The sequence below is a fragment of the Flammeovirga sp. SJP92 genome (assembly GCF_001583495.1).
GTDB lineage: Bacteria > Bacteroidota > Bacteroidia > Cytophagales > Flammeovirgaceae > Flammeovirga.
Genome location: NZ_LQAQ01000014.1, coordinates 74,421 through 88,842, shown reverse-complemented (window position 1 = coordinate 88,842; position 14,422 = coordinate 74,421). Strand labels below are relative to the sequence as shown.

Below are 14,422 nucleotides of genomic sequence, written 5' to 3'. Positions count from 1 at the left end.
ATAAACTAAAGTTACTTATTATGAATGTTAGTTTTCATGCCTATAATAAAGAATTATCCTTTAAGGGAAAACTAGTACATGCAATCATTAAAATGATATAAACTTTAAGTATTTTATTTTTTAATTATCATACTTAAAAAAGTAAGGTAAAATATATTGCGGAATTTTTTGAATAATCTTGCAATACAAGGTAATACGACCAAATAGTTGATGTTTATTAATGATTTCTAGATCTTCTCTAGATTTTTCTTTTTGAAGTTGCATTGTTGTACTTTTTCCACCCAATCTCATTTTGACAATCCATTTGTTCAAATAATATTTATTACAATTTGATTTGAACCATCTGAGAGAAATATCATAATCGCTCGCAATTTTATAATTTTCATTATATAAACCAAAATTATGTATCATTTCTTTTTTGACAAAAATGGTTGTATGGAGTGGAATCCATCCAAAAGCTAAATACCTTGATGAGAACTTATTCGATTTATATATTCTTTTTACTTTTGTTGGATTATCTCTTTCGACATACATACCGTTTCCATAAAGTAAATCATTTTTTTGTGTTTGAAAAATACCTACAATATCTCTTATTATACTTTTTGAATAAAAGATATCATCAGAATGTAAAATTCCGATGATATCCCCAGTACATAATTTTAACCCTTTATTTAAAGCATTATATAACCCTTTGTCCTTTTCAGAGATAAAAAAATCAATGTTTTCAGAATATTTTTTTATAACTTCTTGAGTCCCATCATTAGATCCTCCATCGATTACAATATATTCGATATTATCGTAATCTTGTGAAATAACAGAATTAATACAATCAGAAATATAGCTAGCATTATTATATACGATTGTTATTATTGAAATTTTCAATTTAAATTTTATTTTCGAAATACTCAATTGTTTTTAATAAACCATCTTTTAATTGTGTGCTCGGTTGCCATCCATTAAGCTCTTTGTAAGCAAGTTCAATATTAGGTTGTCTTTGTTTAGGGTCATCTTGAGGTAAAGGTAGATGAATTAATTTAGATTTAGAATTAGTTAAGTTTAAAATATTTTCAGCTAATTCTAACATCGTAAATTCATTAGGGTTACCAATATTTACAGGGCCAAGAAAGTCATCTTTACTTCCCATCATTCTAACCATACCCTCTACTAAGTCATCTACATATTGAAAACTTCTTGTTTGAGAACCATCTCCAAAAATGGTAATGTCTTCACCTTTTAATGCTTGAACAATAAAATTGGAGACTACTCTTCCATCATTAGGATTCATTTTAGGGCCATAAGTATTGAAGATTCGAATGATCTTAATATTTACATTATTTTGATTATGATAATCCATAAATAATGTTTCAGCACATCTTTTTCCCTCATCGTAACAAGATCGTATACCTATTGGATTAACATTCCCCCAGTAGCTTTCTGGTTGAGGGTGAATGCTTGGGTCACCATATACTTCGGATGTGGAAGCTTGTAAGATTTTAGCATTTACTCTCTTAGCTAATCCAAGAGTGTTAATTGCACCCAAAACAGAAGTTTTAATCGTTTTTATTGGGTTATATTGGTAATGGACAGGAGAAGCAGGACATGCTAAGTTATATATTTCATCTACTTCAGCATAGTATGGTTCTGTGACATCGTGTCTTACAACTTCGAAAGTTTTATAATCCATTAACGGATAAATATTCTCTTTATTTCCTGTAAAATAATTATCTAAACAAATTACTTCATTGCCTTCTTTTAATAACCTTTCACATAAATGTGAACCTACAAAGCCAGCTCCACCAGTTACTAATATTCTTTTCATAATTTATATTCAGTTTTTAAAAAATCAATTATTTCTTTTTCGTTATTATTAAATCTTTTTTTCAACTCATAAACTTTCGCATCGACTAAAGTCCTATACCAAAAGCTTTGAAGTAAGTGCCAGATTAAACCTTGAGTACCGTCAAGAAATCCAAACTTAATGAAATATCTGTAGAAGAAGTTTAATAATGGCCTTACTAAAATAGGAGTCTTATTATAATATTTTTTTAGCCATCTTAACCTTTCTTCATCGTTGCCAAATAAAGAAGGTTTTACATTATCTTTCTCATTTAAACTATATTCTTTAAATAATATATCTATGACTTCCCTATTAGCATATTTATTATGTTTGTCGGTCCACCAAGTTAAATTGTTTAAATTGTCGTCAATTTGATTTCCTTCTAGTTTGATTGTATTACCGGAGGATAAAACTATATGTTCATCCATCCATCGATTTTCACATTCACCAATACCGTACCGAAAAATTTTTAGATACCAACGGGGATACCATGAACCATGCATTAATGGCTTGCCCATGAAAACAATTTTTCTTTTAACATAAATGCCACTTATATTTTCTTTTATAGTAGTAATTTGATTATTGACATTATCAGCAAGCTCATGATCTATAAATTCATCAGCATCTACCCGCCATACCCATTTAGTATCTATAGGACAATTCTCAAGTGCCCAATTGAATTGAGTCGCATAATTTTTCCATGGATTTTGAAATACTATTGCTCCTAGCTCTTTGGCAATCTTGATAGTATTATCACTACTGTAAGAATCAATAATAAAAATGTTTTTCACTATATTTTTCAATGAATTGATACACCTTTTTATATGCATTTCTTCATTGTATGTTAGGATTATAACAGAAATATCATTTTTCATTTCCTCGAAGTATTCTTTTTTTTACAAATTGAGCTGGGTTACCTCTAACAACTGACCATTCTTCAATATTTGAAAAGACTGAAGACGTTGCACCTACAACCGCACCGGTTCCTATGGTTATTCCTGGTCCGATGAATGAATTAGCTGCAATCCAAACTTGATCTTTTATTTTTATAGGTTTTAAGATTAGGTTATTTAAGGGGTCAGAAATATCATGTGATGAGGCACACATGTATGACTTTTGAGAAATTACAGTATTATCACCGATTTCAATTTTACCTTGATTATAACAATCAACAAATGGGCCTAGAGTCGAATATTTACCTAGTTTTAAGTTCCAAGGAGCCCATATTTTAACTGAAGAGTAGACGTGAGAAGACCATTGTATATCAGCCTTAAATATTTTTAGAATAAATACCCTCCAATATTTAAATAATCGACTTGAAAATGGTCTGAAAAGACAAAGATAAACTATTGACCAAACAAGCCTTGAGATTTTATTACCTAAACTAAAAGAGTGTTTGTAGTTTTTTATTGAGATTTCAGTTTTCATTTTGTATTTGAAAATATAATGTATTTATCCTTTTAGAAATTTGTTTAATGTCATAATTACTTGTTATTAATTTAATACCATTTTTTCCCATTTCTCTTAGTTCGTCAGGGGAGGTATTAATAGCTTGTTGAAGTGTATCTGCTAAATTATCAATAGATAGATCAATCCACCAACCACATTTATTTACATTTAAGTCGTTCCATGGTGTGCCTTTTGTCGTTATTACAGGTACTCCTACAGATAAAGCTTCCGCAACTACAATTCCAAAGTTCTCACTATATGTAGGTAAAATAAATATATCTGAGGATTTGATAAAATCCCATTTTTCAGTACCATAGACTGCTCCAACATATTCTATATTAGAATTTGAATTATTTATTTTTTCAGTTATTGATTTTATGTAATTCGCCTCACCGTCCCCCGCTATCTCTAGTTTCCAGTCAGTGTCTATTTTTTTCCATGCTTCAATTAAAAGTTCTATTCCCTTTTTTTGATGTATTCTAGACAAAAAAACGACTTTTTTATTATTGTATGACTGTTTTTCCGATGGAACCTTTGACAAATCGAGTCCATTTGGAACAATTTTTATACTATCATGAGAAATTACCTTTTGGATATTATTTTTTTCTAATTCGCAAGTAGCATGTATACAATTTGCTCTTTTTAAATCATTTTTTTGATATAAAAATAAAGCTATTTTTTTTTTAATAGGATTTTTGTTCATGATCCATGGTTCAAGCATCCCTCTAGGCGTGATCAAATACGGAATATTGTATAATTTTGAAAAGAATGTAACAATTGCAGTATAAGGGTGCCAAATATGTTGTAAATGTATCAAATCAAATTTATTATTTTTCAATTTGAAAAGACAAAAAATGATCAATTGAGTATACCCTAGAAAAATAACTTCAAAATTCTTGTTTTTACTTATTTTAACAGGATTATCAGACTTATTTGATAATAAAGTGATGTGAGTTCCAAGATGAGATATTCCATTACATGTTGTAGGGACACTTCTTGAAGGCCCACCTGCACTTTTGTCTAAAGACGCAATAACATTAAGAATTTTCATTGTTCAGTTCATTAATAAACGACATAATTTTTAAAGTTTGATTAGACCATTTTTTAATTTCAAGTAATGCAGTTGATTTTTCAAAATTAATTTTAGTCTCATCTTTAGAGAGTTCTTTAACTCTTTTGATTTCATTTATCCAATCGTCATATGATGACGATTTAGGAATAAATAAAACATTATGGTATTCAGGTGGTAGTCCTGGTAGATCTTGTGAAATAATTGGCTTTCGAAATTTTAAATAATATAAAATTTTTGATGGAAAAATCATTTTGTTTTCCTGACAGTTTACATCTCTTGGAGACAAAAATCCATTAGCAGATTCACATGCTTTTTTTAATTCTTCGTCAGAAACAAAACCTTTTATATGAACACGTTTATCGTTTTGTGCTAAGTCTTCTAATGCTAAGTTTTTGCCTTTCCCATAAAAATGAAATTGAACATCTTTATTTTTATAGATTTTAATTATTTCAATTAAATCATTAATACCTCCATAAGCTGACAGTTTTCCTGCATATATAAAGATAAATTTATCTGTTATAGATGATTCTGGTAATTTACCATTCCACCCTGCTTCAACATATAATTTATTTTTAGTAGGCGTATTTTTAAATCCCCACCATGATAAAAATATACAACCATCAGAACCTTTAACATCATTGGAATAGGATAGCCAATTATCTTTGTCGGGGTCATCTAGGTCAAGAATATAATTTATCCATTTGATATTAGGATATTTTTCCTTTATTTTTTTTAAGGCAATTATATAGTGAGGGTATGTATTATAATTTATAATAGCCTTGGGTTCTCCATTTTCTTCGATTTCTTTCTGAATTGAATTAAAAAGATTTCTAGCTAATGAATATTTTCTTATATACGGAATATTAAGATATTTTATATTCTGTTGATTAAAATTGGGGTCCAAGTATTGTGTAGAACCTGGAAATAAATAACCTTTTGGAAACATAGCATCCCAAATAGGTGCAAATATTTTAACATTTATGCTATTCTTTGAAAAACCAGTTAAAATTTCTCTAGTCCAAATTGTAGCTGATGGAGCTTCACCTTTAAATTTATTTAAACCTTCAAATGTAAGAATAGACCCACACCAAAAGATTGTGTTTTTATTTTCCACTTTAATTTTATCTAAATTGCTTTGATTTCAACAGCTGGGTTTCCTCCAACTATAGTCATAGGTTTTACATCAGAAGTAACGACGCTACCAGCACCAATTACGCTTCCATAACCAATCTTTACACCTTTTAAGATAATAGATCTAGTTCCTATAAATACATCATTTTCAATAACAATGGGAGCTGATTTTATCTTAGTTTTATCATTTCTTAAACTTGGATGAATAGGGTGTGCATCAGTGTCAGTAATTAAGCAACCACTGCCAATTAATACATTATCACCTATTGTGATGTTTTTTCCAGATATAGTACTACCTGAAATTCCAACATTATTACCAATTCTGATAATAGATTTAGGTGATAAAGCATTTATTATTACCTTTTGAAAGGTTCCAATAGAGTTAGAGCTCGGTTTGCTTCTCAAAATTAAAGAACTTCCAATTATTACCTGAGCATGTTTATGTTTTTGAATTATTGGTAAACCATATAGTCTCCAAGATGATTTCCAATACTTTAATTTGAATAAACAAAAGATACAATCAATAGTAAAGTGTGGGAAATAAAGTATTTTTTTTATGTTTTGTTTAATCATGTTTGTTTATTTTTTCTAAAAAAGAGTTAATATTATTAATGTATTTGGCACTTTTTTTTATCGTTTCTTCATCTTTATCCCACCATTTAGATTCGTTTAGTAAATCAATAGTATTTTTATCAAAACGATATTTTTTTACTTTCGCAGGTACACCTACCACAACACCGTAAGGAGGGACATCTTTAGTAACAATTGCACCTGCTCCAATTATTGCTCCATTACCAATTTTTACACCTCCAAGTATGATTGCTCTAGCACCAATCCATACATCATTTCCAATAATAGTTTTCTTAAACTCAACGACTTCATTAATTGAATTCCCAAAGAAGAAACTTCCAGAGGCATTATTCGAGTAAAAACCAGGGTAAGTTGAAACATAGTTATCAGGATGACTGCCCATGCCACAAATAACTTCAGGTCCTATAGAGCAAAAAGACCCAATTATTGTTCTTTCAAAGGAACAATTTTTACCAACATAAGTATAATTACTTATACTGCAATCTCCAATATTACTCCCCTTAAGAATTTTGACACGTTTACCTATTTTAGTATTTAGAGAAACATTTGAATTTATTGAAATTGCTGATTGAGGATTTCTAATTTTTAGAAGGATAAGTTTTAATGTTTTTTTCATCTTTTATAATAATGATTTGAATTCGTCATCTGAAAGATTTCGAAATTTATGATTGAAACATAAGCCTATCGTTAAGAAAATTACCAAAGTATTAATGTTGAAGAAATGTCTATCTTCTATAAATGATAAGACCCCTCTAAGCATGACCCATAACCCTAATGCTTTAAAAAAAATATTATTTGAATGGGTAATTGCAATATATGAAGCTTTTGAAAAAAGGAGAATATAAATTATACAACCAATAAGCCCTCCATATTGCAGAAAATTCAGCATCGAACTTTCTGTGCCGTTTCTTCCTTTTTTATATATCTCTGCAAGGGCTGTATTATTTACACTATCTGTTAAAAATGTTGAAGTTTTACCATACAGCCCTAATCCAATAAGGAAGCTTTGTTTTTCATTAAGTTCATTCCAGACATCTTCATATATTTTTGACCTAGAATCAACAAGAATGTTTCCTTCTCTTTCATCAGAAACCAGATCTTGTATACTTTGGAATGGATTAAATAATCCAATAATACTCATAAAGACCATCAAATACATTAATGACAAAGTTAATTTTCTTTGTTTTCTAAATAAGTTTGTGATTTTTTCTATATTAAAATTTCTTATCAGAAAAACAATCAAATATAATAGCACTATACATATTATATTATAACGATTTTGTAAATCAATGATTATAGAAAAAAGTGATATAAAATATATAAAGTATTTTGATTTTTTAGATAAATATATACTTATTAAAATTAAAAGGTAATGAGGCTTTAAAAGAATTACCATTTTTTCACCAGAACCACTAAAAATAAACAAAATACAAATAAACGGTATTATCATTTTTTTAAGCAAATCGTAATAATTTCTTATAAAAATGACAGGGTAATTAGAATACATTCCAAAAAATATAAAATTATATAGTATGAGATTAATCCCTAAACCCCCAATTAGTATTTTATAATCAGTAAAATCATTAGCAATAAAAAAACCTCTAACTAAAGTAAATGCATTATAAAAAATAAAAGCTGTTATTGTATAAAAATCAAATCTGAAAAAATTACTAGATCTTAAAATAAAATGAAATGTTATTATTAGGCTTAGTACTACAGATAATGAGTTGATAACAACAATTTTACCAGGGAAAATAATTGTGTAAATTACAGGTAAACTGGTAAATAAAATCATTAAAGATGCATGAATATTTTTTGATTTTAATCTACTCATTTTTTTCTGGATGACTAAATATACCCCCATGTTGACTAGACGTTTTATCTATAAAGCAATTTATAAAGCCTCCAATATCTATTGTTAAAGTTCTTAGGGGTTCTAATTGTTTTAATATACTTGCTGATCCTATTCCCGCAGCAACAAAGCAAATATCTATATTTATCTTTATCTCAGATAAATCAATTTTTTCTTGCATCGATTTCGTCTTAGAAATTCTTATGAAAGAAACACTTTTTGCCCCTAATTGTAAAATATTTGATTTGATTTTTTCTTCAGAGTCGTCGTCACTACCAGTAGCTATTAGAATGTTTTTGTTTCTATAGAAATCTTGATAATTGTTTTTAATTAAAACTGAGCAAACGAAATGAAATGGATAATAGTTATCATTATTAAAAGGAATGTTATTTTTTAAAAAAAAAGGTTCCAAATATTTATTATATTCTGTAAATGCATTTAAACCATTTTCATTATAATAACATGCTAATATGCCTTTTTTGGAAATATATCTTATATCTTCTATTAGTTTTTTCCTGAGATTGGAAACTACATCGGGTGAATATTCTTCACCCCAGGAGGTTTTCCATTTATTGGGATTTCTAATATAAAGTTTTTCAGCAGTAATAGCTAGAAGCTCTTTAATTAAAGGTTTTTTATGTAAATTTAGTTTTCGACCCATTAAAAATCTAAATTCACCATCTGCCATTCTGTATATTGGAAAATATTCTGTATTTATTTTAGATAATAGGAGATTTTTAAAATCATTAATCCATTCATCAAATATTTTTTCTTCAAAAGAATAAGCATTTAGGTATCCACCATAAGCTGAGTCAGCACTTTTTAAACCTACCTGATCAATATTAACAAGGTGACGTTTATTATTTTTCAATTTCATTTATTATCTTATTTGTATACTCTAGGTAATTCCTTACTGATTCATGTGATCTACTTACAAAGGAATGTTGTTTAAGGCCTTCTTCGAAAAAAGACATTATATTTTCAGCTAATACTTCAGGGTCTCCAGTTGGGATCTCAATAATTGATTTACTATTATTTACCTTGAAGTCTTCAATAGAAGAATTCTTTGTAGCTATAATTGGTAAACCACAATAATTAGCTTCACTTAAGACAAATGCCATGCCTTCTTCATATGCGGGTAGACAAAATAGAGATGAGGTGTTAAAAATATCGTAGAGTGCTTGCCCTTTTTGAGGTCCTAAATATTTAACATTTTCATAATTGTCAAAATTAACATTATAATCTTTTACTCTATGACCAACAACGTTTAAAAAAATTTCATTGTTTTTTTTATCAATGATTTTAAAAGCATCTAGAAGAACTTGAATCCCTTTCCTTGGGGAAAGTTGACCTACAAAAAGAACACTTTTTTCTCTTTTCGAGTCCGTTTTAGTCAAATTTTTAAACTTATTATTTCCAATTGGGTAAGGTATTTTAATAATTTTATCTTGCTTAATACCATTATCTAAAAAAGTCCTTTCTACAAAAGAGGAAGGAATCATAATCTTATTAGCATTTTTGTATTCTTCTAATTCTCTTTTGACGAAACTTTCTTTATGAGGAGTAAATGTACTATTATGATATCTATAAGCTTCTTTTTTAAGCTCTATATTGGATAAAGTATGGGTAGAAGGCCTGTCTAATACCTTAATAACATTTTGAAATTGCTTATCAGTGAATATTTCATAGCTATAACCTGCAGAAGAAAAAATTACATTAGTGTTTTTTGGTATTTTTGTTTTAGCCCACTTTGTGAAAGCTTTAGCATATAGCATGGTTGGAAGGTTTTTCTTTAAGACTTTTCGGGAAGAATATTTTAGATATTCAAAAATTGGAAAACCTTCATATTTATCACTTGGAATATTATACTTTTTAGCAATATAATAGGGCATGGAAGAAATTAGTTTATCAAGTTTACCTTGTTTATGAAGCTCAGAGGCATAATCAAAAGCTTGAAATCTTCCGTTGACAATAACTGTATATTTCATTTAATTTTATTTTTAATTCTATTTTTAATTTTAGTAACAATTATATTTTTCTTGTATGTTAATGTAAATGAAAATAAGACAACTAATGTTGTAGTAATATTTAGCAAAATAATAACATATTTATTATCAAAATTAAAATATCTTATCACGTAGTTCACAACAATAAAAAAGAAGCTACACTGTAAAAAGTCTCTTGTTATAGAGAATAAAATCTTCTTAGAAGTTATATTGTTATTAGAGAAAGCTACATATAAAAAAACATAAGATGATATTACATTATAAAAACTTACACCATATGCAGTTCCAATATTTCCAAATTTATATGAAGAAAATGTAATAATTAGTGTGAAAATAATTGATGAAATTAATGATACTTTTCCTAGCTTTATAAAATCAGAGTTGACTTTGTAAATTAATGTCCATAAAGTAGATGCTATTTTAAATCCCATACCCCATAATAGAATCTGAGTAATTTCAATACTATTAAACCATTTCTCTTCTAGAAATAAATCAATTATTGGAGGTAATATATATACTTGAGAAATCGAAAATGTAAAACCAATAAATGAAAAGACTTCTGATAATTCTATAATATTATTGTTCCTTTCTTTGGTTGTTAGCTGACTTGAACTTTTAAAAATAGGAAATAGAATAGGGTTAATAATATTAATCACTAAACTAATAGTTTGTGTGCTAAGAGTATATGCCATAAAATAAAGTCCTACAGCTTTTTGAGTACTAAACACACCAAGTATCAAGTAATCTACTTGTCTTATTAATGTTTGAGTAATATTAAATATTAATCCCCAAATACTATTATGTATCAATGATTTCCAATACTTAAATTTTATCTCAAAAAAATAACTATACTTTGCAATTTTATGTATATAAAAAAAATGAAAAATTGAGATTATTATTGAGGAGTAAATAAATGAATAAGATTTAAAACCTATATAGGCAAAAAGAACAATAAATATCTGTGTAGATAAATTTTCAATTGATTTTAAAATTGATAATTTTTTAAATTTTAATTGTTTTTTAAGCTCAGATTCAGGTATATTACTTAACGTATTGAAAAATATTGAGATGCAAGAAAGGTATATGAAGTTACTTACATCCTGATCATGATAAATAAACTCACTTACCTTGCCACATATTAAAGTTACAGTGAGACATATAAATCCTGTAACAAGGGAAATTGATCTTGCACTTTGTGTGTATATACTAAAATACTTTCCTCTACTAATTAAAATATCTGAAATTCCAATATTTTGGAAAAGGGATATGATATAAATGATAGAAGTTGCTATACTTACTTTACCAAAATCCTCAGGATTAAGAATGTAGGCTAGTAAGAGCTGACCAATAATTGTAGAAAACTTAGATGCGAAAATTTGTAAAAATGACCAAACTACACCTGATTTTATATTAGAAAAAACTTTTGACATTAGAATGTATATGAGAAGTTCTCTAAATCATCTTTGAAATATTCCTCGATAATTTTCTTACTTTCATCACAATAATATTTTCTGTAATTATTATGATTCCGTTTTTTTGCTCCAATTTTATCAAGGCTTTTTTGATTTAAATTTAAGTCATCAGCAAATGATTTAAAGTCTTCGTTAAGGTTTTCGAATCTTAATAAATATTTAATTTTAATATTTCCATATGTATCTCTAAGGAACTCACTTTGAGTTCTTTTATGTGCAATTACATTATGACGATCATTTTTCTGGTAAACAAAAAAAGTATTTAAAAAATCAAGAAAGGATATTTGCTCTGTATTTTGAGAACAGAAGTGATTATAACTAGAGACTGCTCTATCATAAGGATTTCTAACAACTGCAATTGTAATAAAATTATCTTTCTCATATGGGTTTATTAATTGAGAATTTAATATCTCTTGTAGAGTAAGATGTTGAGCAGTGAAAGTATAATCAATAATTCCCCAAATTCGATCATGACTTTTTTTGTCTTTTGTAAGCCTTAGGAGAAAAACAGCTATACGGTTTAAAGTCTTCCTCCATGTATATTTAATAGCTTCTTGGGAAGTAGTAATTCCTAAAGCCACTTCAATGGATTTACCTGCATTTTTAGGAATATGTATAAATAGAACTTTGTTATTTTGAGCAACTGGCATTGTTTTCTATCCCTTTAGTATATTGAGAAAATATTTAACGATATTTGTAGATGAATTTTTTTTCATAATTACTATAGAGTTGAATCCCCATTTAGGAATCTTGATCATACTCATGATAATTTTTAATAAATTATTTATTGAAAAATAATTTATATCGTATTTAACAAACCCAAACAAGTTTAACCAAAACATTTCCTCAATTAAAAGCTCCTTTTTTATTTCACTATTAAAGCTAGAGTTGACTTTTTTTATGTTAATATCTTCCTGTTCGATATCTAAAAATTCCTGAACTTCTTTAAGTATGTTTTCATCGTTATTATTAAGTTCAAAAATAATGGTATTCCTATCAAACTGATTTTTTAGAATTGAAGATAGATATTTTCTATATATGAGAAGTGCACCTAAGGGGTGATAAATAGCTTTTAATTCCTTTTTTGATATACCAACTTTTCTATCACTTTGGTGTTTATATGAAAGTAAAAAATCGACAGCATTACGTTTCATTATGATGAATTTTGCTTGAGGGTACGACTCTTTTATTCTTTCTATATAATTAAGGTGATGAGGTGTCTTTTCAATGATGATTGATTTTTTAGAAATTTCAGATATTTGTTTTGAGATGTAATCAAAAATATCTGATGGTCTAATATCTTCATTTCGTTCTATTAATGTATCAAATACATCTTTAAAAAAGACCTGATAATCAATGTTGTTATCTCTAAATATTTTTGTACTTTCTAAAGAACCATTTATAAATTTTGGAGCTAACGTTACTAAATCGTCTTTTGAATATAACTTTTTGTTTTCAATGTAATGGCGACCAAAAAAACAAGATTCTCCAAATACAGAAACTTTACTATGTTTATCTAAAGCATTAGATATCCATGTAGTTCCTGCTCTAGACATACCAACGATGAAATGATTCTCAATCATAATTTTTAATTAAACTGATCAAATTATTTACCAATTTGACTTACTTTAAAGCCAATACTACTTAACTTTTCACTATCTAATATATTTCTACCATCAAAAATATTAGCTGGCTTTAAAGTTAAATCAAATATTTTGTTCCAATCATAGCTAATAAATTCATCCCACTCAGTTAGAATTGCAATGCCATATGTATTTTTGACAGCTTCGTAAGGATCATTAATTATTTTAACTTTAGAACGAATTTTTTCAGGAGTGTGAGTATTTAGATATTCAAGGTCTGTATAAACTTTTTCTGCAGAAACTTTTGGATCATATATTGTAATATTAGCATTTTCATCTAGTAGATGATCTGCGACATAAATCGCAGCGGATTCACGAGTGTCATTAGTATCTTTCTTAAATGCCCAACCAAAAAATGTTATTTGTTTATCAGAAACGGTATTGTAAGATGTTTTAATGATATGATCAGCAAATCTTCGTTTCTGATAGTCATTTAATTGTATTACTTGATTCCAATATTCAGCAACTTCATCTAAACCATAAGACTTAGCAATGTAAACTAAGTTTAATACATCTTTTTGAAAACAAGATCCACCAAATCCAACAGATGATTTTAAGAATTTTGGTCCAATACGAGAATCCATACCAATAGCTTTTGCTATTTCATCTACATCAGCTTCAGTTTTTTCACACAATGCTGACATAGCATTGATAGATGAAATTCTTTGAGCTAAAAAAGCATTAGCAGTTAGTTTGGATAATTCAGATGACCATACATTTGTTTGTAGTACTTTATCTTTTGGAACCCAAGATTCATAGATAGAAGATAAAATGTCTTTTGCTTCTTGGCCAGATTTGGTATTATCACCTCCAATTAAAACACGATCGGGGTTAAATAAATCTTCAATAGCCGTACCTTCAGCTAAAAATTCAGGGTTAGATAATATCTCATAATTGACACCTGTTCCCGTATTTGATAAAATACTTTTCAATGCTTCCGCAGTTCTTACAGGTAAAGTCGACTTTTCAACAACAATTTTATCATTTGTTGCAACTTTAGCTATCTGACGTGCACATAATTCTATATACTTCAAGTCAGCTGCCTGACCTTTCCCTTTACCATAAGTTTTTGTAGGAGTATTTACAGAAATAAAGATCATATCAGCATCTTTTATTCCTTGCTCGACATCCGTAGAGAAGAATAGATTTTCATTCCTTGTTTGTGCAATAACTTCAGCTAAACCAGGTTCATAAATTGGTAACTTATCTAGATTTTCATCATTCCAATCTTCAATTCTTTTTTCATTGATATCAACAATGTTTACTTTAATGTGTGGGTTTTTTAGGGCAATAACAGCCATTGTAGGACCTCCCACATAACCTGCGCCAATACAGCAAATGTTTTTAATTTTATTCATAACTTATATTT

15 protein-coding genes are annotated in these 14,422 nt (G+C 28.0%); all 15 read right to left on the bottom strand.

Features of this window, described 5'->3' with window-relative positions; genetic code table 11:
- Positions 1-120 precede the first annotated feature (120 nt).
- The 15 genes from AVL50_RS01230 to AVL50_RS01160 are packed head-to-tail and all read right to left on the bottom strand — an operon-like array spanning position 121 to position 14,411.
- Complete coding sequence (locus tag AVL50_RS01230; protein ID WP_062614703.1) at positions 121-882, bottom strand: glycosyltransferase family 2 protein; 762 nt, start codon at positions 880-882, stop codon at positions 121-123.
- Position 883: 1 nt separating this feature from the next.
- A complete protein-coding gene (locus AVL50_RS01225) occupies positions 884-1,819 on the bottom strand; it encodes a UDP-glucuronic acid decarboxylase family protein (RefSeq protein WP_062614657.1) in 936 nt (311 codons plus the stop codon).
- Entirely contained in the window at positions 1,816-2,712 is an 897-nt protein-coding gene (locus AVL50_RS01220; protein WP_062614656.1) for a glycosyltransferase family 2 protein, read from the bottom strand. Before AVL50_RS01220 ends, AVL50_RS01225 begins: the two co-directional genes overlap by 4 nt.
- Positions 2,702-3,265 (bottom strand): transferase, encoded by a 564-nt coding sequence (locus AVL50_RS01215; protein WP_062614655.1) that lies wholly within the window; start codon positions 3,263-3,265, stop codon positions 2,702-2,704. Before AVL50_RS01215 ends, AVL50_RS01220 begins: the two co-directional genes overlap by 11 nt.
- On the bottom strand, positions 3,255-4,337 hold the full coding sequence (locus tag AVL50_RS01210; RefSeq protein ID WP_062614654.1) for a glycosyltransferase: 1,083 nt from the start codon (positions 4,335-4,337) through the stop codon (positions 3,255-3,257). The genes AVL50_RS01215 and AVL50_RS01210 overlap by 11 nt, the downstream gene beginning before the upstream one ends.
- Positions 4,324-5,472: a glycosyltransferase gene (locus AVL50_RS01205; protein ID WP_062614653.1), complete on the bottom strand. Its 1,149-nt coding sequence runs from the start codon at positions 5,470-5,472 to the stop codon at positions 4,324-4,326. Before AVL50_RS01205 ends, AVL50_RS01210 begins: the two co-directional genes overlap by 14 nt.
- A gap of 11 nt (positions 5,473-5,483) precedes the next feature.
- Positions 5,484-6,062 (bottom strand): acyltransferase, encoded by a 579-nt coding sequence (locus tag AVL50_RS01200; RefSeq protein WP_062614652.1) that lies wholly within the window; start codon positions 6,060-6,062, stop codon positions 5,484-5,486.
- Complete coding sequence (locus AVL50_RS01195; protein ID WP_062614651.1) at positions 6,055-6,696, bottom strand: CatB-related O-acetyltransferase; 642 nt, start codon at positions 6,694-6,696, stop codon at positions 6,055-6,057. Before AVL50_RS01195 ends, AVL50_RS01200 begins: the two co-directional genes overlap by 8 nt.
- 3 nt (positions 6,697-6,699) lie before the next feature.
- A complete protein-coding gene (locus AVL50_RS01190) occupies positions 6,700-7,914 on the bottom strand; it encodes a hypothetical protein (protein ID WP_157491088.1) in 1,215 nt (404 codons plus the stop codon).
- Positions 7,907-8,809: a hypothetical protein gene (locus tag AVL50_RS01185; RefSeq protein WP_062614649.1), complete on the bottom strand. Its 903-nt coding sequence runs from the start codon at positions 8,807-8,809 to the stop codon at positions 7,907-7,909. Before AVL50_RS01185 ends, AVL50_RS01190 begins: the two co-directional genes overlap by 8 nt.
- Entirely contained in the window at positions 8,793-9,920 is a 1,128-nt protein-coding gene (locus tag AVL50_RS01180; RefSeq protein ID WP_062614648.1) for a glycosyltransferase family 4 protein, read from the bottom strand. Before AVL50_RS01180 ends, AVL50_RS01185 begins: the two co-directional genes overlap by 17 nt.
- Positions 9,917-11,368 (bottom strand): oligosaccharide flippase family protein, encoded by a 1,452-nt coding sequence (locus AVL50_RS01175; protein WP_062614647.1) that lies wholly within the window; start codon positions 11,366-11,368, stop codon positions 9,917-9,919. The genes AVL50_RS01180 and AVL50_RS01175 overlap by 4 nt, the downstream gene beginning before the upstream one ends.
- Entirely contained in the window at positions 11,368-12,060 is a 693-nt protein-coding gene (locus tag AVL50_RS01170; protein ID WP_062614646.1) for a sulfotransferase family 2 domain-containing protein, read from the bottom strand. The genes AVL50_RS01175 and AVL50_RS01170 overlap by 1 nt, the downstream gene beginning before the upstream one ends.
- 6 nt (positions 12,061-12,066) lie before the next feature.
- The gene (locus AVL50_RS01165; protein ID WP_062614645.1) at positions 12,067-12,993 is read right to left on the bottom strand and encodes a sulfotransferase; all 927 of its coding nucleotides are present in this window, start codon (positions 12,991-12,993) and stop codon (positions 12,067-12,069) included.
- A gap of 23 nt (positions 12,994-13,016) precedes the next feature.
- On the bottom strand, positions 13,017-14,411 hold the full coding sequence (locus AVL50_RS01160; protein ID WP_062614644.1) for a nucleotide sugar dehydrogenase: 1,395 nt from the start codon (positions 14,409-14,411) through the stop codon (positions 13,017-13,019).
- Positions 14,412-14,422: the final 11 nt, after the last annotated feature.

Bases quoted from the DNA above. Each gene is read 5' to 3' on its own strand.
- AVL50_RS01200 (WP_062614652.1), bottom strand. From the start codon at position 6,062: ATGATTAAACAAAACATAAAAAAAATACTTTATTTCCCACACTTTACT.
- AVL50_RS01220 (WP_062614656.1), bottom strand. From the start codon at position 2,712: ATGAAAAATGATATTTCTGTTATAATCCTAACATACAATGAAGAAATG.
- AVL50_RS01165 (WP_062614645.1), bottom strand. From the start codon at position 12,993: ATGATTGAGAATCATTTCATCGTTGGTATGTCTAGAGCAGGAACTACA.
- AVL50_RS01215 (WP_062614655.1), bottom strand. From the start codon at position 3,265: ATGAAAACTGAAATCTCAATAAAAAACTACAAACACTCTTTTAGTTTA.
- AVL50_RS01170 (WP_062614646.1), bottom strand. From the start codon at position 12,060: ATGCCAGTTGCTCAAAATAACAAAGTTCTATTTATACATATTCCTAAA.
- AVL50_RS01190 (WP_157491088.1), bottom strand. From the start codon at position 7,914: ATGAGTAGATTAAAATCAAAAAATATTCATGCATCTTTAATGATTTTA.
- AVL50_RS01225 (WP_062614657.1), bottom strand. From the start codon at position 1,819: ATGAAAAGAATATTAGTAACTGGTGGAGCTGGCTTTGTAGGTTCACAT.
- AVL50_RS01175 (WP_062614647.1), bottom strand. From the start codon at position 11,368: ATGTCAAAAGTTTTTTCTAATATAAAATCAGGTGTAGTTTGGTCATTT.
- AVL50_RS01180 (WP_062614648.1), bottom strand. From the start codon at position 9,920: ATGAAATATACAGTTATTGTCAACGGAAGATTTCAAGCTTTTGATTAT.
- AVL50_RS01160 (WP_062614644.1), bottom strand. From the start codon at position 14,411: ATGAATAAAATTAAAAACATTTGCTGTATTGGCGCAGGTTATGTGGGA.
- AVL50_RS01210 (WP_062614654.1), bottom strand. From the start codon at position 4,337: ATGAAAATTCTTAATGTTATTGCGTCTTTAGACAAAAGTGCAGGTGGG.
- AVL50_RS01195 (WP_062614651.1), bottom strand. From the start codon at position 6,696: ATGAAAAAAACATTAAAACTTATCCTTCTAAAAATTAGAAATCCTCAA.
- AVL50_RS01185 (WP_062614649.1), bottom strand. From the start codon at position 8,809: ATGAAATTGAAAAATAATAAACGTCACCTTGTTAATATTGATCAGGTA.